Source organism: Desulfonatronovibrio hydrogenovorans DSM 9292, from assembly GCF_000686525.1.
In the GTDB taxonomy this organism is placed as follows: Bacteria; Desulfobacterota; Desulfovibrionia; order Desulfovibrionales; family Desulfonatronovibrionaceae; genus Desulfonatronovibrio; species Desulfonatronovibrio hydrogenovorans.
Genome location: NZ_KK365986.1, coordinates 51155 through 70084, shown reverse-complemented (window position 1 = coordinate 70084; position 18930 = coordinate 51155). Strand labels below are relative to the sequence as shown.

Sequence of the window (18930 nt, the reverse complement as noted above, 5' to 3'; positions counted from 1 at the left end):
AAAAAGCACCCCAAGGGGTGCTTTTTTTGATTTAAATAATTTCTTTCCTACCGCACATAGACCCTGAGGCTGTCTCCAGGCCTGATGATCTGGTTGCCGGAAATATTGTTCCACCTCTGCAAATCACTGGCCCGGACTCCGAAACGCTGGGCTATTCCCCAGATGGTATCTCCCCTGCGCACCTGGTAGTTGACCAGCCGGCCTGAGCCTTCCTGGGCAGAGGCCTGGGTCGGACCCGGGATGTACAGTGTCTGTCCCGCCCTTAATGACCTGGCATTACTTATGCCGTTGGCAGCCATCAGCGTGTCCATATTCACGTTAAATTTTCTGGAAATATTCCACAGGGTGTCCCCTCGCTGCACAATATAAGAACCTCGCCTCTGGGCATGGTCCTGGGTGGTTGTCCCCTGGGAAGCCAAGGCCTGCCCGCCGGTGGAGCCTGAAGCAGGAACAATCACGTACTGACCGGTCCTGAGCAGATTGGAGTTGGTGTTGTTCACCGCCTTAAGCACATTGACCGGGACTCCAAAGCGGTTTGATATCCTCCACCAGGAATCACCATTTCTGACCTGGTATCTCTGGTACCCTGCATAGGGTGCTGAATCAGGACTTTCCAGAAAATTCCTGGCCAGCTCCAGCTTCTCTTCTGGCAGCACAACTCTGGCCTTGGAGTCAGAAGGGCTGACCTGTCTTCTAAAGGCCGGGTTCAGATTCTTGAACTCATCCCAGCTCATGTTGCAGGCCCTGGCAAGGGCCAGCAGATCGGTTCCAGGCCTGACTTCGGTTTTCTGCAGGGCCGGAGCTGCTTCCCAGTTGATGGGTTCAAATCCCAGTTCTTCAAGATTATGGACTATCTTAAGAATAGCAAGAAATTTAGGCACATAGTTCCTGGTTTCCCGGGCCAGATAAGGACCTTTGATCAGATCAAAGTAATTATCATGACCGCTCTGCCTGAGTGCCCTTGCCACCCGGCCTTCTCCAGCATTATAAGCAGCCAGGGCAAGATACCAGTCGTCAAAGTCGCCATAAAGCTTTTCCAGGTAGTCGGCAGCCTTATGGGTTGATATGTAAGGGTCTCTGCGCTGATCCAGCCACCAGTCCACCCGCATGCCGTAGTGTCTTCCGGTAGCCGGCATGAACTGCCAGAGCCCGGCTGCTCCAGCCCTGGAGTATGCCCAGGCATTGAACCCGCTCTCAGCAAAAGGCAGATAGATCAGATCCAGGGGCAGTCCCCTTTCTTCAAAAACATCCCTGATATAAGGAAGAAACTGTTCAGACCTTCTCAACCAGTTCTCAAAGGTGGTCCGGTGGGTATGCGTGAACATCTTGAAGTAATTTTCCATGGCCTGGGTTTCCTGGGCATCAAGAAAAAAATCAAAACCCACCTCGGTTTCAAGAGCCTTTTCCTCGGCTTCGGTCAAGGGTTCATCAGCCAGTTCCCTGACCTTGTCGGGAGTAAGATCCAACCCCTCAGCTTCCAGAGTCTGCTGGGCCAGATCAGCCTCAAAGGACAAATCATCTTCCCCAAGAACACGGTCTTTTTGTGCAACCGGAGATAGATCAAGGGAGGCGGATTTGTCAGGCTTGGCAGTGGCACAGGCTGTCAGTAAAAAAGCACTGACCGCCACCAGAAAAAAACGATATGCCATAATTATGTTACTCCTTATTAGTGAACACGATGGGATGAGAGACAGTACAATGATCTGGAAACCAGGCACAACCTCAACAACCAGCTAATACTGGGTATTAAAAACCCATATCTTTGGCAATATATAATTTAACCCGGATCAGCCTGCTCATGGCAGGAATTCGAATCCCTGCCATCCGTCCCTGTCAGGCTGACCGGCCTTGTCCGGATACGTCCAGGACCCGGCGGATCTTTTGCGAAAGCTCTTCAGCAGAAAAGGGTTTTTGAAGAAAAAGGGTCTCATTGCAAAGCAAATCCTGATGACGCATCAGGTCCGATGTATAGCCGGACATGAACAACACCCTTATATCAGGTCTCACGGTCCTGATCTTCCGGGCCAGTTCAGGACCGTTCATAACAGGCATGTTTACGTCGGTAACAAGAAGGTCAATTTCTCCCTGATACTCTTTTGCCTTTTCCAGGGCCAGAGTCGGGCTGGAAGAAGAAAGCACGGTATACCCAAGTTGCTCCAGCACCTCGGATGTCAATTCAAGGACCATCTCTTCATCCTCCACCAGCAGGACGGTTCCGGAGCCCCTGGCCAGATCCTGCTGAGCCTGTTTCCGACCGAAAAAAGAGGCCTGTTCACCCTGGATGCCCGGGAAATATACGCTGAAGACTGTTCCATGTCCTGGCCGGCTATGGGCATAGATGTACCCATTGTTCTGTTTGACTATGCCGTATACAGTGGCCAGCCCCAGACCGGTGCCCACGCCCAGGCCTTTGGTGGTAAAAAAGGGTTCAAACATTTTCGAAAGGACATGTTCATCCATACCGCACCCGCTGTCTGCAACCTCCAGCAGGACATAGTCTCCAGCCAGACATTCCGGATGCTCCCTGCAAAAGGATTCATCCATTTCAAAATTTTTTGTTGCAATTGAGATAGAACCTTGCCCGGAAATGGCGTCCCTGGCATTGATAACCAGGTTGACCAGTATCTGGTCGATCTGGGAAGGGTCCACCCTGGTCAGAAGGAGATCCGGGGCAGGGGTCCACTCAAGGATCAGGTGTTCACCGATCAGACTTTGCAGCATGCCCATCATATCGGAAATGGTATCGTTGAGATTAAGAACTTTGGGTCTGATGGTCTGCTTACGGGCAAAGGCCAGGAGCTGACGGGCCAGATCCACTGAACGGTCGGCTGCTTTCTGAATTTCCTCCAGGGGGTGGACCAGGGGACTGTCAGAAGATGTCCTGGCCATGGCCATCCTGGAGTAACCCAGAATGACCTGGAGCATGTTGTTGAAATCATGGGCCACCCCTCCGGCCAGTCTGCCTATGGATTCCATCTTCTGAGCCTGATTGAGCTGATTCTGGAGTTTTTCCCTTTCCTGCTCAGCCCGGTATCTTTGCTGCTCATTTTCCTTGAATGCGGTGATATCCCTGAGAAATCCGTCAATGAACAGAATGTTTCCCTGCTCGTTCAGGACGGTCCGGCTGTTAATGGAGACCCAGACCAGCCCTCCATCCTGACGCTTCAGCCTTGTCTCAAAGCCGTCAACCATTCCTTTTTCCCGAAGCTGACGGACATACTCGATTCTCTCTGCTGGATCATGATAAAGCTGGGTTCCGATGTCATTGACAGATCGGATCATTTCCTGGGGAGAGCCAAAACCGAGCATTGTCGAATAAGCAGGATTGACCATTAAGAACCGTCCATCAGGAGTGGTTCTGAAAATTGCCACCGGCGCCAGCTCAAATATCTCCCTGTATCTTTTTTCAGCTTCCAGCAGGGCTTTCTCCTGATTCCGCCGGTCAGTTGTATCATGGACAACCACAATATAGCTGTCCGGTCTGCCTGAATCGTCCAGCGAAATGCTCACTGAAACCAGGGCATGTATGAGTGCACTTCCCTTATGGAGCCTAGCCTGAATTTCCCCTTCAAAGGAGCCCTTTGCTCTGACCTGCTGGATTATCTTTTTCAACTCTCCATTGATGCGCAGCCATTTCAGGAGGTCAACAAAGGTCCGGTTGATGATCTTGTCCCTGCTTTGCCTGATCATTGAACAAAAGGCTGGATTGGCCTCCAGAATAAGGCCGGAAGAATCAATGATGAGCATCCCTTCCAGAGAATTGATAAAAGCCTGGGCGAGAATTTCCAGACGGGCCTGAACAGCCTTGCGGTTGACTATCTCCCTTTTCAGCTGGCTCTCTCTGGCAGCCAGCTGCTGCATCTGCTCCTTGAGGTCCCTGTTTTTGTCCTTCAAGAGCCCATAAAGTTCCAGTGCTTCCAGGGATGAGGCGCAGTTCTGAGCGGTAATCATGAGCAGAGGAGAGGCCGCTTCTGAAAGCACTTTGCCTGTTTCCAGCCGGCCGATTAGAAGACCTCTTACCCTGGAAGACGTGGCCAGAACCTGGATCACATGCCTGTAACCAGGTTTGGAGCCAGCGGCATATATAGGATTTTCTCCCATCAGGGCCAGAGCGACCATTCCCTCGTCGGTCAGCCGGTCAAACTCCTTTGTCATGAAATCCTCGGCCTCCACAGGGGTAAAGTAGCCTAGAGAAAAATCCGAAGTTTCCTCATCAACTACCCAGAATCCTACGGACTCAAAAGGAGCCAGCCGCATGACCCTGAGGGCACAGTCTTTCAGTACATCCACCTGATCATGAAATTGACCGGCTGACGGGCGGAAATCACCGCCTTCAGCCGCTGTCTGCAGTGATTGCAACACGGATCTGTATGCATCTTCCAGATATGAAACACGCTCAGTGAGCCATGTTGTCAGGTCTTGCTCATGGGGCGGCATTGGATTGATCCTGGACAATAATGCGCATGAGATCGCGCAGCTGATTTTCAGCCTGGGCAGCCACCGCAGGCAGGACAGTTACTGGTAGTCCGGTTCTTTTCCAAGTCTTGTCAGTAATGGGAGGGACCCTTCTGGCGCCGCTGTGGCCCAGTCCAAGGGCATGAGAGATGATATCAGCTATATGAATCAGACAGGCTTCCTGTGAATCCAGGGCCTTTTCCGGGCAATGGTGAAATCCGACCATATCAGCCAGGCTTTCGGGTATTTCCCATTCTTTGAGCAGTCTGCCTCCAAGGCCGGCGTGGGAAAACCCCATGCTTTTCTTTTCCAGCTGGTAAAGAGTGGCAGGTCGAACCGATGTTGCCAGGATCATCCTGCCAGATAGTCTTGGATAGTTTTTCAGGAGCACCAGACGACCAATATCATGGAGCAGACCACCAACAAAAAGCCTTTCCAGACCAGGACATTTGGTCTGGGCAGCCATGATCCTGGCCAGCACCCCAACTGCCAAGCTGTGTTCCCAGAAATCCGGCATATCCACAATTTCCGGAGGGATGTCCGTAAACGTGGAGGTGACTGCGATACCCATGGCCAGATTGGTTATTTCAACGGTTCCCACTATGGCCACTGCCCTAGTCAGGGTGTCCACCCTGGCCATAAATCCATAAAACGAGCTGTTCACCAGCCTCAGTATCCTGGACGACAGACTGGGATCCCTGCTGATCACCTCAGCAATATGCCCGGCCGAACTGGTGGGACTCCTGACCACTTCCACTATTTCGTGAAACACCTCTGGCAGAGAAACAAGCCCCACTTCCTTCTGGACTATATCTTCACACCGGGGTTTTTCTGTTTCCTGGTCAAATAATTTTATTCTTTCCTGCAGGTTGCCTGGACCGCGATATTTACCAACCAGTTCCCTGACTTTATTCCTGGTTAACCCCCTGGCCACCCTCTTCCTGAATAACCGGACAAGCTGTCGGACAACGGCCTGTTCATGATCGCAGCAGGCGAATCTCCAGCTGGCCAGTGCATCCAGGACTCTTTGTATCTCTGGATCAAACTCTGTTGAGGAGTCCTTCTCATGGAACTGGTCGTCAGTAATCTTTGCCTCGGTAATCCCCCATATCCTGGCAATTTTGAGATGTTCCTCAGTGATCTCGGACCCGGAAGGCAAAAGAAGTCTTCCGTGCCTGGTCCTCAGATCCGTAGCCAGGATCATGCCCGGCTTTATCTCATCAATGCTGATGGTGTTCATTAAAATGAAAATCCTTTCAAGGCTTCAAACAGGCCCTTAGGCACTCTGACCAAAATCCAGCCGCATTTGAACCAGGCTCAAAAAGAAAAGGCTTGCCGCAATGATATTAAAGTCTACCAACATAAAAACATTTTTCTGTCAACTATTGGCCCAGGGAGGTCTTTCGTACTGATCTGTAAAACAGAAATCATTTCAAATAGTAATCACCCCTGAAGGGCTGGTCAGGTCCTGTCAAGACAAGTCAGATCCACACTCAGAACCATTCCTGAAAAGTATCCGGCTGAACTGTGGAACAGGACCACTCCCAACAGGCCGATTTACTTTTCCGGCTGATCCTGGTAAATTTTACAGATGGATACCAGCTACATTCTAGGTCGAAAGCCGGTTCTTGAGGCTTTGTCCCTCCAGAGGGGCAAGGTTGAACAGGTGCTTATCAAAAAACCCGTGCCCAGAAATCTTGAGCAGGTCATAGAGACGTGCAGAAAACTTGGAATCAGGTTCCGGCTGGTGGCAGGCGCCGAACTGGACAAGGCAGGCAGATGCCATCAGGGTGTGGCTGCCATAATCCGGGCTGTATCTCCAGTTGCATGGGAGGATGTCCTGTCAGGCACTCCTGATTCAGCCTTTCCGGTAATCCTGGCCCTTGATCAGGTACAGGACCCGGGCAACCTGGGGACTCTGGCCAGAACCATGGCTGCTTTTGGTGGTTCCGGTATTGTCATCCCCAAAGACAGGAGCGCTCTCCCGGGAACAGGAGCCATGAAATCATCGGCCGGAGCCCTGGCCAGAATAAACATGGTCCAAGTCACAAACATGGCCAGGGCTCTGGATCTGGCTGATGAGCAGGGCTTCACCATTTACGGAGCTGTGCCGGATCAAGGTTTGAGCGTATTTGATGCAGACTTTTCTTTTCCTGCAGTCCTTGTGCTCGGGGGGGAACAAAAAGGGATCAGGCCCAATGTCCTGAAACGTTGCCAGGAAAAAATACACATTCCCATGCCCGGAGGATTTGATTCTCTCAACGTGGCCCAGGCAGGGGCTGTCATTCTGGGGCAGATGTTAAAGATCGCCAGACCTTAAAAAAGAAAGTCTGCAGTCCATCCCGGCGGAAAAAACACCCCTAGAGGACTTCAGGGCCTGGACCGGTGCAGCAGGCTGGTTTTCAGCCCTGTTCTGCACTCAGGCGCAACATCCCTGATTTCAAATTCCTTCCATTTCCCTGTGCAACACTTCTTCAGCCCAGTCCGGATCAAATACCTCACCCGTCCAGGTCCTGAACTGCTCTCTGGCCTGATGGACAAACATGGACAATCCGGAAACAACCGTGACACCTTTTTGTTCTGCAGAGCGCAGCAACCTGGTCTTAACCGGATTATAGACAAGATCATAGACCACTTTAAAAGGATAAGCATCCAGGTCCCAGGGGCTCAAATCCTGATTGTCCCCTTTAGTGCCCAGGGGAGTAGTGTTGACCAGGATTCCGGCCCTGATGTATCTGCGCTTGGACCAGTCAACCCGCTCCACGTCAAATTCCTTTGCTGACTGATCTGCTTTTTCCCGATTCCTGTTGCACAGATAAATTTCCTTTACCCCAAGCTTTTTCAGACCATACAAGACAGAGCGTGAGGCACCGCCTGCTCCAAGAACAAGGGCAGATGTGATTTTCATCTCCCTGATGGGGGCCATGAACCCCAGGTAGTCCGTATTTGTTCCCCAAAGCCTGTCCTTATCCCAGTACAAGGTGTTTACCGCTCCGATCTCCCGGGCCTCTGGACTGATTTCATCCAGAAAAGGCATGATTTTTTCCTTATAGGGGATGGTGACGCTTACCCCGGACAGGGGAAGGATCCGCACCGCCTTCATGAAAAAAGGCAGATCCTCGGATTTAATCTGCCACCTGAAATAGGACCTTTTCATGCCCAGTTGCTCAAAAGCCAAGTTGTGCAGTAATGGGCTCAGGGAGTGTCCCAGAGGATGACCCAGGACACCATAGGCTTGATACATTTCCAGGGCTCCTTGTCATCTTTCCAGTAAAGGCAACTGGACTCCCCATAGACTTTTTCTGAGGGTTTGTGGCGCCTTTACCGGACTTGATGTTCTTATTTTATCACAGCCGCTCCTGCTTCCAGGGCTTCGGCGTTTTTGGGGATGAGGTGACTGTAGTGGGCTGCAATGACATTGACCAGGCTTTTCTGAACAACCTCCAGAGGAATCACTCCTGTAGCCTGGACATAAGCGCCTAGGGCAACCATATTGGCCATGCGGGTGTTGCCGAGCTTATCAGCGATCTCATTGGCTGGTACCGGATGAACCTGAAGTCTCTTCCTGTCGGCCAGTTCCATATCCACCAGGGATGAATTGACAATCACAATGCCCTGATCCTGGACCATGGGCTGGAACTTGTCCAGAGAAGGCCTGTTCAGAGCAATCAGCCCCAGAGGATTTTTGATAATAGGCGAACCAATATCCTCCTGGGAGATAACCACCGTGCAATTAGCGGTTCCACCACGCATTTCTGGGCCGTACACAGGGATATAGGTGACATTGAGTCCGTTTTCCATGGCCGAGTATGCCAGGAGGTTACCAATGAGCATGACCCCCTGGCCGCCGAACCCGGCAATTATTGCGTCGTTGTATACTCCCATTATGAATCTCCTTGTTCATCCTTGAAAACACCGAGGGGGAAATAGGGGATCATTTCCTTTTCCACCCTCTCATTGGCGGCCAAAGAAGTCATTCTCCAGTTGGTGGGACATGAGGCCAGAAATTCCACAAAACCAAATCCCTTTCCAGCAAGCTGGATCTCAAAGGCCTTTTTCAGGACCTTCCGGGCCTTTTTCAGGTTTTTGATATTATTGACCGCCACTCTGGCCGAATACCTGACTCCACCGAGTCCAGCAATTATTTCAGCCATTTTCATGGGCAGTCCTTCCCGGTCAGCACACCTCCCTCCTGGGCAGGTAGTGGTCTTCTGACCGATCATGGTCGTGGGAGCCATCTGTCCGCCGGTCATCCCGTAAACAGTATTATTAACAAAAACTACTGATATCCTTTCTCCGCGATTGGCAGCATGCATTATTTCGGCCAGACCGATGGAGGCCAGGTCCCCATCGCCCTGGTAGGTAAATACAAACTTGTCCGGCCTGCTTCTCTTGACCCCGGTGGCTACGGCCGGAGCCCGTCCATGAGGGGCTTCCACAGTATCCAGGGTCAAATAATTGTAAATGAAAACCGAACAGCCGATGGACCCCACGCAGACAGTGTTATCACCAACACCCAGTTCTTCAAGACACCCGGCCACAAGCTTGTGCACTGTTCCGTGATGGCACCCGGGACAATAGTGGCTGAGCCGGTCATCCAAAAGCAAAGGTGATTTATATGCCAAAACTTCTTCCATATTCATCAGCTCCTTACCGCATCAATAATCGGCTGTTCAAAATCGTTGGGAGTTGGCAGGTTTCCTGGAAGCTGTCCGTAAAACCTGCTTTCAGCTTTGCCGCAGATGGCCAGGCGGACATCCTCCACCATCTGACCCATATTATGCTCAATGGTCAAAAATTTCTTCCCCTGATCTGCCAGGTCAAAAAGTACTCTGGAAGGGAATGGAAACAGGGTAATGGGCCTGATCAGGCCGACCCTTACTCCCTCTTTTCTCAACTTGCGGATGGTCGACTTTACGATGCGCCCTATGGATCCATAGGCCACTACGATCAGTTCGGCATCCTGGGTCAAAAATTCTTCATGGCGGCATTCCTTTCCGGCCCGCTGATATTTTTCCTGAAGCTTCAGGTTGTGCCCGGCCAGGGCTCCATCGGTCAGGTGCAGGGACTTTATCACCCTGGGCTCTCTTTGTCCGGCCCCCTCAAGACGCCATGAGCCTCCCTCAAAGGGATCTACAGCAACCGGCTTCTGAGGAGTAATGGGTTCCTGCATCTGTCCGATGATAGCATCGCCCAGAATCAGGACAGGATTGCGATAGGCAAAGGCCAGTTCAAAGGCCAGGATGGTCAGGTCATAAGCCTCCTGAACAGTCCCGGGGGCAAGAACCAGCAGACGGTAGTCTCCGTGTCCGCCTCCCTTGACCGACTGAAAATAGTCTCCCTGGGACGGGCCAATATCTCCAAGCCCAGGTCCTCCCCGGTTCATATTAACCACAACCCCGGGCAGCTCACTTCCAGCCATATAAGAAAGAGCTTCCTGTTTCAGGGACATGCCAGGGCTGGAAGAAGAGGTCATGGCCCTTATTCCGCAGGCTGCAGCTCCCAGGAGCATATTGGCCGCTGCCACCTCGCTCTCGGCCTGGACAAATTCGCCACCAGCCTCGGGCATGGCTTTGGACATGAACTCAGGGATATCGTTCTGGGGAGTGATGGGGTAGCCGAAATAACACCTGCAGCCAGCATCCAATGCTCCTCTGGCAATGGCCACATTGCCCTTGATAAAGATCCTAGACATCAGCATCCTCCATCACTTTCCCGTCCTGGGAATCTTTTTTGCTCCGATAGACGATTATGGCCTCATCCGGACATATTTCCGCGCAAAAGGCGCATCCCTTGCATCCGGACATATCTCCGTTTTTCACGCAGACAACTTTGTACCCCTGCTTATTGAATCTGTCCGACTGAACCAGGATCTCCGTGGGACAGACATGGGTACAGAGAAGGCAACCCTTGCATCTCTCTTCCCTAAATTCTACTCGCGACATTAAAACACCTCTGCCTGTTTCCTGTTATCAATTATTGATCATGCCCACCGTCAATGCCCGCTCCATACCATAAATGCCGTCTGTCTTTTCTTCGGACCGGCAACCTGCGGGCCACATCCCCTTCTATTTGATGAACATTGCGTCCCCATAGGAAAAAAATCTGAACCCCTGTCTTCCGGCCTCATTGTAGGCATTGAGGATGCATTCCCTTCCAGCCAGGGCTGAAACCATCATCAACAGGGAAGACCTGGGCAGGTGAAAATTCGTGACCAACTGGTCAATCACCTTGAATTTGTAACCGGGATAGATGAAAAGATCGGTCCATCCCTGGTGAGCGGTCATTTTTTCACCAGGAACGCCCACGCTCTCCAAAGTCCTGGCTGTGGTCGTACCTATGCCGACTATTTTGGCGCCTGCTTTCCGGGCCTCTCTTATTCTGGAGGCAGCTTCCGGTGAAACTTCTATGTATTCTGGATGCATCGGGTGCTCCCTGATGTCCCGGCATCTGACCGGACTGAAAGTGCCGTATCCCACGTACAGAGTAACTTCGGCCCATCCGAATCCCGAGGCTTCAAGTTCGTCTTTGAACTCTGGACTGAAATGCAGGCCGGCTGTCGGGGCCGCTACTGACCCGATTTTATCCTCTGAGGCATAAACCGTCTGATACCGGTCATGATCATTTTGATCATCTTTTCTTTGAATGTACGGCGGCAGGGGCACCCTTCCGTTTTCAATGAAAAAACGGACCAAATCCCCCTTCCAGCGCAGCTCCCCCCTGGCCCTGCCCATTTCACCTCTTTCCAGGATCTTGAACCGGGTGTCTGTTGAAAACTCAATCCACTGTCCTGGCCTGGGGTGTTTGGAAGCCTTGAGCAGGCAGTCGACTAAAGCAGTCTTTTCCAGACCATCCCTTTGAGGGGTAATGAGAGGCAGAGGGGTTAGAAGGAGAAACTCGACTTTTCCGCCGCTTGCCTTCTTCCCTGTCAGCCGGGCTGGAAGAACCCGGGTGTTGTTGGCCACCAGAAGGGAGCCCGGGACCAGATGTTCTTTGATGTCCAGGAACCTGCAGGAAGTTGATTTTCCGGTTGCCCTGTCCAGGACCATCAGCCTTGAATCAGGTCTGTCCGGACAGGGATACTGGGCAATAAGATCCGGGGGCAGCTCATAATCATAGCTTTCCAGATCGTAATCCATAAATTCAGGCATAACCCGAATTTATAAGCCAACATTGGAAAAAAATCCATAGAATTTATCTGGTAAATTTAGCAAGAAAGCCCGGGCATGAGATTGCCCGGGCTTTGTGGATTATTTGCTGAGCCAAGTCAGTTTGGAAGAGTGAGGTGCAACTGCCCATTACCAGGCAGATATCTTCAGCCGGGCCCCAAGGGAAGGCCCAACGCCCTGATCAGGCCTGGTCCTTCATTTCCTGGACCAGACTCTGCAGCTCAGTCGCCCTCCTGGCCAGGTCACTGATGGCCTGAGCCGACTGGGCCATGACATCAGCTGTTTCTCCGGCAACCCTGTTGATGTCGTCAATGGAACGGTTAATCTCCTCGCTGGCTGAAGACTGTTCTTCTGAAGCCGTGGCTATGGCCCGGACCTGATCCGAAGCCTTTTCTGCCAGAGTCACGATCTCATCAAGTTCTTTGCCTGAGCGACCGGACAGTTCAGTGGCGGCCTTGACCGAGTCAACAGTGGTATCCACGCTTCTGGCGTTGTTTTTGACATCCTCCTGGATGGCATGGATGGAATCACCCACTTCTTTAGTGGCACTCATGGTCTTTTCAGCCAGCTTGCGCACCTCGTCAGCCACCACAGCAAACCCGCGGCCGGCATCACCGGCCCTGGCCGCCTCAATGGCTGCATTCAAGGCCAGCAGATTGGTCTGGTCGGCAATATCTTCAATTACAGTCATGATCTTTCCTATGCCTTCTGCCCGTTCTCCCAGACCGGCGATCTTACTCTTGAGTTCTTCAGCTGATTTTTGCACATTCATAATGGCTTTAATGGCCTCCTGAACGGTCTGAGATCCTCTTAGCGCCGTGTTCTGGGCTTCTTCGGAGAAATCTGCTGCCTTGGAAGCGTTTTTGGCTACTTCAAGCACGGTTGCATTCATCTCCTCCATGGCTGTGGCTGTTTCCTGGGTCCTTTGCTGCTGCTCTTCAGATCCACGGCTGGCCTGTTCAACCTGGGCTGACAGCTCTTCCGAGGCTGAAGAAAGACTTTCCGTAATATCCTCAATCCTGGAGGCTGCACTGAGCATGCCTTCTTTCTGGGCCTGACCAGCTTTTTTCATGGCCTCTTCCGCCTTGAGCCTGAATCCTTCTGCCCGTTCAGCCTCTTCTCTGGCATGGTTAGTCTTTTCCTCGGCCTCGGCTATTTTTTCTTTGAGATTGTCCACCATGGACTGAAGGCTGCCTGCCAGATTTTCCATTTCATCCTTTGAAGCTATTTCAAGCTGCTGCTCAAGGTCGCCCTGAGCAACTTGACGGGCAAAACCCATGATCCTTCTCAAAGGCTTTATCACTGCATAATTGGTCGAAATCTGACCCACCACCATCAGCAGAATCAAAAGCCCGGCCATGATCAGCAAAAGAGTGAGGCTCAGATTGCGAATAAGACCCTGGATGTCTGAGGTATCCAGAACATAAGCCATGACCCCTACCTGCTCCCCGGTAAAGTCGACCACAGGAAAGACCGCCAGAGAGTAGTTACCGGCGGTTTCAACCGTCAGCCCCTGTCTGCCCTGGTCAAGGAGCTGGGAAGTGACCAGGCTGTTGATCCTCGGATCATCCGTGCCTGAAACCTTGACAAACCTGTTATCAAGGACTGGATGTCTGGAGGGATCCTGCAATCTCTGGGCAATCTGCAGCAAGTCATGGTTCATGTAGAGCAGCAGCTCCTGACCATCTCCGGCTGCTGCTGCCTCTACAATGGGTTCGAACTCGATAAGCATTTCCACCGATCCCAGATGCTCTCCCCTGGCTGAAGACACAGGCAGAACACTGCGCACTGTAAAGCCCCCCCTGCCGACTTCAAGACCCTGGGCTGGTCTCCCGGTCCGGTTGACGTGCATGACAGTTTCCCGGAAACCGGAAATATCATCCGATATATCAATCCATTCCCCGTCCCGGATAAAATTCTTCTCCCGCCATAGACGTACCAGACTGCGACCATTGGGCAGATGAAAATGAAGCATCAGGGGTTCTCCCCGAACACTTTCAAAGCTGTCCAGCAGACCGGCCAGTTCACTCCTGAGCATTCCTCTGGCCTCCATGGACTGAGGTGATGTCTCGTCATCTATGTTACCGGACAAGGCCACACGGTAGGCTTGTTCAACTTCTGCCATCCGGACAAAAAGTGCTGATACAGATTCGGCCTCTCTGAATGACAAAGCCATGGAAGAATCAATTTCCTCCATTTTGCTGAGACCGATTTCCCGGATAAATTCACTGCTTACCCGGTTCAACTGGGAATTTAGAATAACAAAAACTACAACAATCAGAGCCACCAGGGCCAATGCCATAGGGATAAAAATCTTTCCTCTGATCCTGAAACGCATACAGACCTCCTGAGTAATATAGCAGAATATCGTCCATAATCAGGCTGAACTGGACAGTTAAGCCAACTGATATTTCCCGCTTTATTTGGGTGAAATTTATCCCAAAGGATATTTTTTGGAATTGGCTTATCCCAATCCTACATTTATGTCCATACTAATCCTTTTTTGCACAATCCTTTCTGATAGACAGCAGGCAGCCCTTAAACCCAGCCCGGTCAACTTGCCAGCCGAGATTCAACATAGTAATCAATTGCCCGTATGAAAAAGATGACCCGGGCCGGACATGGCCGAATCAATCGTCAACATGCTGCATTCGTCTCGGGATGGGCAGGGTACAACTGTTTTTTCCCATTTTTTTCCACAAACACCACCTTTGTGCCGGCAACAACCCTTTTATCAGCCGGACAGTGGAACATCTTGGAAAAAAAAGAATGGCACACGCTCCTGGCCTGGTCTTTGGGGGCCCATCTGTGTCTGAAGAACCTGCACAGGATCAGGGCCCGCAGGCTGATTCTTATGGCCCCGTTCCTGGATTTCTGCGCTTATACCCCCAGACAGAGAGTGCTGAAGATGAAGGCGGGTCTGGAAAAGAATCCAAGAGCCCTGGTCCGCTGGTTCTGGAGGATGAGCAGCACCGGGCCTGGAGACGACAGGCTCATTGAAGAAACCGGGCTGCTCAGGGCTGGACTTGACTTCCTGCTGGAGTCCAGAGTGGATTTAAAAGGTGTGCACTGCCGGATCCCGATAATCCTGATCCACGGCGTCCATGACCGGATCGTCCCGGCCCGGGCTTCGGAAAAAATACTGGAATATCTTCCCCATGCCTGTTACTTCCCGGTTCCCTGGGGACATTACATTCCTGAAGATGAAATCATGAAAATAGGTTATGAAGAAAAGGATAAAGACCAGCTTTGACCGGTCCACCAGGACATACAGGGCTTCGGCCCTGGTCCAGAAAAGGATCGCCCTGGAGTGTTGCCAAAGGATCCCGGTAAAGCCTTTTTCAAGGATACTGGAGATCGGAGCCGGCGGAGGACTTTTAACTCAAGCCTGTTTTGAAAGGCTGCCAGGTCCGCATACTTACGCTGCCCTGGATATATCAGGAGCCATGCTCTCCCTGATCCGGGACAGACAGGCCCGAAAAATCCAAGGAGACGGCGAAGCTCCTCCCTTTCGCAAAGAAACCTTTGACCTTTTGATCAGTTCTTCAGCCATGCAGTGGTATGCTGATCCTCCGGCATCCATGGCCCGCAATCTGCATCTTTTAAAAAAGACAGGGTTTTTTTCCCTGGCCCTGTTTGTCCGGGGCACTTTCAAGGAAATGGAGGAGGTTGGGGCTCTGACCGGATTCGGCAATCTCTACCCCCTGCCAGAGGCCCAAAACTGCATCTGCTCATTGTCCGGCCTGAACCTGGATCTTAAGACCTGTACCAGGGAGTATACAGAATACTTCCCGGATGTTCCTGAGTTCCTGAAAAGTCATAAGCAGACTGGAGCGACCTATACCGGATCCAGAGCTTCAACAGGCAAAAAGGCCTATCATGATTTCTGCCGGACCTACCAGGAACTTTTTCTGGAAAAAAAAGGAATCCGGGTCAGCTACAATATCCTCTATTTATGGGGAAATAAGACATAAAGGGACCACCTTATGTCAGGTAATAATTCATTCCTGGACCAGAACCTTCATTTCCGGAGGACGGGTCAGGTGTTTTTTAACTGTGCAGGCATCCACAGCCCGGATCAGGGCTTTACGATACTTTTCCGGAAAACCCTCGGGCAGGGTGATCTCAAAATCCATTTTTGTGATCCGCCCTTCCTTTTTTGTCCAAGTATATACCAGGTTCAGGGATAACCCTTTAGTACTGATTTCTCTTTTCCTGCAGAAACTCAAAGCGTAGTATCCTGCACACGTGGCCAGAGAAGCCAGGAAAAACTGAAATGGATTAGGGGCCGAGTCCTGGCCTCCATCTTTTTCAGGCTGATCAGTAACTATTTTCCACCTGTCCACTTCTGCGCTGATCTTAGCGCCTTGGTGAAAGACCACCTTAATCTGCCCGTTCATTGTTCTGCTCCTTTTGCTCATCCATTCTGAGAAAAGTACTACCATAAAAGCTTTGGTCAGGCCCCAAGGTCCAGGCTGGACTGGAATACCTGGAACCAGCTGTGTAACCTGAATTAAATCTTTTTGTGACCTGAATGTAACATTTGAACACTAAAAGATAAAAATGTTTTATTGTAATAAAAAATCAGGTATGAAGCTGTCTCAATCTCATCGGGCCCAATCAGGAGGTTCCATGCCCTTTTTCCACCAAACCAGACTCAGTCGAGCCATTAATGGATATTTATAACATTTTCCTGGTACTTTCCATGGCAGCCGGCTTTTTTATGGCCTTCAGCCTTGGAGCCAACGACGTAGCCAACTCCATGGCTTCGGCTGTGGGAGCCAAGGCCATTACCGTCAGACAGGCCGTAATCATAGCCGGAACTCTGACTTTTGTGGGAGCGGTTTTTCTGGGATCCCATGTTACAGCCACCATAACCAGGGGGATCATAAATCCAGATCAGATCACTGACCCCCGAATTATGATGCTGGGCATGTTTTCCGCCCTGGTGGCAGCCTCACTCTGGGTCCTTATAGCCAGCCTGACCGCCCTGCCGGTTTCCTCCACCCACTCCATTGTGGGAAGCATCCTGGGGTTTGGGATAGTAGCCGGAGGACCCCAGGTGGTAAACTGGTGGATACTTTCCGGAGTTGTGCTGTCCTGGATTATTTCACCCCTTTTTGCCGGAACTATCGCCTTTCTGATATTCTCCCACATCAGAAAGTATATATTCTATAAAAAGCATTTTCTGCAGCAGGCCAGAAGCTGGGCTCCCAGGTGGATAGGATTGACCGCTCTTATTCTCGGCTATTCCTTCATCTACAAAACACCTGTGGGCCAAGACCTGGAGATGACCAGGATCACCGCTCTGATCTTCACCTCTCTTCTGGCCGGGTGTGCATGGTTTGCCGGCAGGATGATCATCAACAGGATTACCAGAGAAAAGGAACAGACCGTTGAAGAGGTCGAGGGTATCTTCCGGAAGATGCAGATCATGACCTCGTCTTATGTGGCCCTGTCCCACGGAGCCAACGATGTTGCCAATGCCATCGGCCCGGTGGCTGCCATCTATATCCTGGCCAGGCATCACCAGCTGGTTCAGGCTGCGGAAATTCCAATATTCATGCTGGTCCTTGGCGGGCTGGGACTTTCCGCGGGCATTGCTCTTCTGGGGAAAAAGGTTATCGCCACCGTGGGCAGCAGAATCACCACCCTGACCAATACAAGGGGATTTGCAGTGGATTTCAGCGCAGCTACAACTGTGCTCATTGCATCTAATATGGGAATGCCTGTCTCCACCACCCATGCCTGTGTCGGAGGAGTAACAGGGGTTGGCCTGGCCAGAGGGTTCAGTTCCATCAATTTCAGCGTCCTGCTCAGGATAGTAGGATACTGGGTGCTTACGGTTCCCATTGCCGCTTTTACATCCATCGTGATCTTCCAGATCCTCAAGTGGATCTTTATTTAGGAGATGAGGCTGGACTGGGCCAGACCAGCCCATATGGTCAAAAACCGGATGAAATGCCTTGAAAACCGGACAGCAAGACCAAGAGGAAGCCAAAATGAAATTCAGCTTTTTTAAATCATTGATCCGCAGATCCCCCATGGAAAAACTCCTGGATCACTACCAGGCAATTCAAGATTCAGTGGGAGTAATAAATGATGCCCTGCAATGCTATATTCAAAACGGTCAGTGCGTTGAATTCAAGAGTCTGCAGCACCAGTTGAATGATCTGGAATCCGGGGCCGATGCCATAATCAGGGACATCCGCAACAATCTGCCCCACAGCATCCTGCTGCCGGTAAACAAGGTCCTTCTGTTGAACTACACTACTGCCCAGGACAATATTCTGGATTCAGCCCAGGAGGCCTTGAACTGGCTTTCCCTGAAGGTCATCCCGGTTCCTGAACAATTTATAAAGGATCTGACACTACTGGTGGATGAAGTGGGAGAGGCTGTGCATCAACTTGGTCCGGCCCTCAAGGATACGGTAGCCCTGCTCCACCTGGAAGATCTTGACCGGGAAAACGCCAGGGAGCAATTTAGGCGGATTAGAATCAAAAAGGACTTGGTCTTTAAGCGCAAACACACTTTGAACAAAGAAATATTCAATTCAGATCTGGAATTTTCTGAAACTTATCTGCTGCATCATTTCATTGAGAGAATGTACTCCATGTCTCAAAGCTGCGGCAAGTGCGCAGAAATTCTGCGTTCCATGATCACCCGCTAGCTGGTGGCCTGAGTTGTTTCAACTGAACCACCCGGGTATAATTATATTGACCAGTAACTGAAGACTTGGGGGTCAGGGGTTCAGGTCAAATCCCTCAATCGGTGCCTGAAAAGGCAGTGTACCGATGAGAGAATAATGATACTGACCAGGACGGTAAGCAGTATTTTTACTGAAAATCCGGCTATAGCCACGCCCAGGGCGGTTCCGGCTGCAGGCGGATGCTCTGTATCGATTACTACCATAATAAATATCGATATTCCCACTGCCAGGGCATAAAGAAGCGAAAGGGCAACGCTGCTGGGAAGCAAATGCTGCAGAGGAACAAGGGAGGCCAGAAAGCCGCAGGACATGCCCACCAGATGACCGCCGACTAGATTCCTTGGCTGGGCTGTAATATAGCCGGGCATGGCAAAAACAATAAAAGTGCTGGCACCTATGGAGGCCACGATTACTGGTTTCTCCTGGATGCTGACCACCAGCAGGAGAACAAAAATGGTCACTGTGGCGGCAATACTTTGAAATACATAATACTGCCAGTAAGTTTTAAACTCATTCATCATTTTAGAATATTGTCCGGCCAAAAATCCTCCCATAAAAAGCAGCAGCCAAAAAACTCAGTCCCTTGGTCTGGCGGA

General features: G+C 51.1%; 17 protein-coding genes. 5 read left to right on the top strand and 12 right to left on the bottom strand.

All coding sequences use genetic code 11. From position 1 onward, the window contains the following. Positions 1-47: 47 nt before the first annotated feature. The 3 genes from P771_RS0114910 to P771_RS17900 all read right to left on the bottom strand — a co-directional run bounded on the left by P771_RS0114910 (position 48) and on the right by P771_RS17900 (position 5695). On the bottom strand, positions 48-1649 hold the full coding sequence (locus tag P771_RS0114910) for a lytic transglycosylase (protein ID WP_051617440.1): 1602 nt from the start codon (positions 1647-1649) through the stop codon (positions 48-50). A gap of 184 nt (positions 1650-1833) precedes the next feature. Beyond that, entirely contained in the window at positions 1834-4437 is a 2604-nt protein-coding gene (locus tag P771_RS18550; protein WP_051617437.1) for a hybrid sensor histidine kinase/response regulator, read from the bottom strand. Then, complete coding sequence (locus P771_RS17900; RefSeq protein ID WP_035244794.1) at positions 4424-5695, bottom strand: HDOD domain-containing protein; 1272 nt, start codon at positions 5693-5695, stop codon at positions 4424-4426. The genes P771_RS18550 and P771_RS17900 overlap by 14 nt, the downstream gene beginning before the upstream one ends. Positions 5696-6046: 351 nt before the next feature. Here P771_RS17900 and P771_RS0114890 point away from each other — a divergent pair, with 351 nt between their 5' ends. Beyond that, entirely contained in the window at positions 6047-6775 is a 729-nt protein-coding gene (locus tag P771_RS0114890) for a TrmH family RNA methyltransferase (protein ID WP_035244792.1), read from the top strand. A gap of 120 nt (positions 6776-6895) precedes the next feature. Here P771_RS0114890 and aroE read toward each other — a convergent pair whose 3' ends face one another. From aroE to P771_RS18545, 7 genes are all read right to left on the bottom strand, one after another. Continuing rightward, on the bottom strand, positions 6896-7699 hold the full coding sequence (gene aroE, locus P771_RS0114880) for a shikimate dehydrogenase (protein ID WP_028575758.1): 804 nt from the start codon (positions 7697-7699) through the stop codon (positions 6896-6898). Between the two features lie 95 nt (positions 7700-7794). Beyond that, positions 7795-8340: a 2-oxoacid:ferredoxin oxidoreductase subunit gamma family protein gene (locus tag P771_RS0114875; RefSeq protein ID WP_028575757.1), complete on the bottom strand. Its 546-nt coding sequence runs from the start codon at positions 8338-8340 to the stop codon at positions 7795-7797. Continuing rightward, the gene (locus P771_RS0114870; RefSeq protein ID WP_084302012.1) at positions 8340-9092 is read right to left on the bottom strand and encodes a thiamine pyrophosphate-dependent enzyme; all 753 of its coding nucleotides are present in this window, start codon (positions 9090-9092) and stop codon (positions 8340-8342) included. The genes P771_RS0114875 and P771_RS0114870 overlap by 1 nt, the downstream gene beginning before the upstream one ends. 5 nt (positions 9093-9097) lie before the next feature. Next, positions 9098-10156, bottom strand: coding sequence for a 3-methyl-2-oxobutanoate dehydrogenase subunit VorB (locus tag P771_RS0114865; protein ID WP_028575755.1), 1059 nt, complete (start codon positions 10154-10156; stop codon positions 9098-9100). Further along, complete coding sequence (locus tag P771_RS17895; RefSeq protein WP_035244790.1) at positions 10143-10400, bottom strand: 4Fe-4S dicluster domain-containing protein; 258 nt, start codon at positions 10398-10400, stop codon at positions 10143-10145. Before P771_RS17895 ends, P771_RS0114865 begins: the two co-directional genes overlap by 14 nt. A 123-nt stretch (positions 10401-10523) precedes the next feature. Continuing rightward, on the bottom strand, positions 10524-11594 hold the full coding sequence (gene queA, locus P771_RS0114855) for a tRNA preQ1(34) S-adenosylmethionine ribosyltransferase-isomerase QueA (protein WP_244147342.1): 1071 nt from the start codon (positions 11592-11594) through the stop codon (positions 10524-10526). 211 nt (positions 11595-11805) lie between these two features. After that, a complete protein-coding gene (locus tag P771_RS18545) occupies positions 11806-13962 on the bottom strand; it encodes a methyl-accepting chemotaxis protein (protein WP_051617434.1) in 2157 nt (718 codons plus the stop codon). Between the two features lie 258 nt (positions 13963-14220). Here P771_RS18545 and P771_RS0114845 point away from each other — a divergent pair, with 258 nt between their 5' ends. After that, complete coding sequence (locus tag P771_RS0114845) at positions 14221-14877, top strand: alpha/beta fold hydrolase (RefSeq protein ID WP_028575753.1); 657 nt, start codon at positions 14221-14223, stop codon at positions 14875-14877. Then, a complete protein-coding gene (locus P771_RS0114840) occupies positions 14849-15598 on the top strand; it encodes a methyltransferase domain-containing protein (RefSeq protein ID WP_028575752.1) in 750 nt (249 codons plus the stop codon). The genes P771_RS0114845 and P771_RS0114840 overlap by 29 nt, the downstream gene beginning before the upstream one ends. A 27-nt stretch (positions 15599-15625) precedes the next feature. Here P771_RS0114840 and P771_RS0114835 read toward each other — a convergent pair whose 3' ends face one another. Next, positions 15626-16024: an OsmC family protein gene (locus P771_RS0114835; RefSeq protein WP_028575751.1), complete on the bottom strand. Its 399-nt coding sequence runs from the start codon at positions 16022-16024 to the stop codon at positions 15626-15628. 272 nt (positions 16025-16296) lie between these two features. Between P771_RS0114835 and P771_RS0114825 the strand changes: the two genes are divergently transcribed. Together P771_RS0114825 and P771_RS0114815 are read left to right on the top strand one after the other, a co-directional pair. Beyond that, entirely contained in the window at positions 16297-17532 is a 1236-nt protein-coding gene (locus P771_RS0114825; RefSeq protein ID WP_028575750.1) for an inorganic phosphate transporter, read from the top strand. Positions 17533-17626: 94 nt separating this feature from the next. Continuing rightward, positions 17627-18295: a DUF47 domain-containing protein gene (locus tag P771_RS0114815; protein WP_028575749.1), complete on the top strand. Its 669-nt coding sequence runs from the start codon at positions 17627-17629 to the stop codon at positions 18293-18295. Positions 18296-18375: 80 nt separating this feature from the next. On the opposite strand, the gene P771_RS0114810 is transcribed toward P771_RS0114815, so the two are convergent. Then, positions 18376-18876, bottom strand: a complete 501-nt coding sequence (locus P771_RS0114810; protein WP_028575748.1) for an HPP family protein — start codon at positions 18874-18876, stop codon at positions 18376-18378. Between the last annotated feature and the right edge of the window lie 54 nt (positions 18877-18930).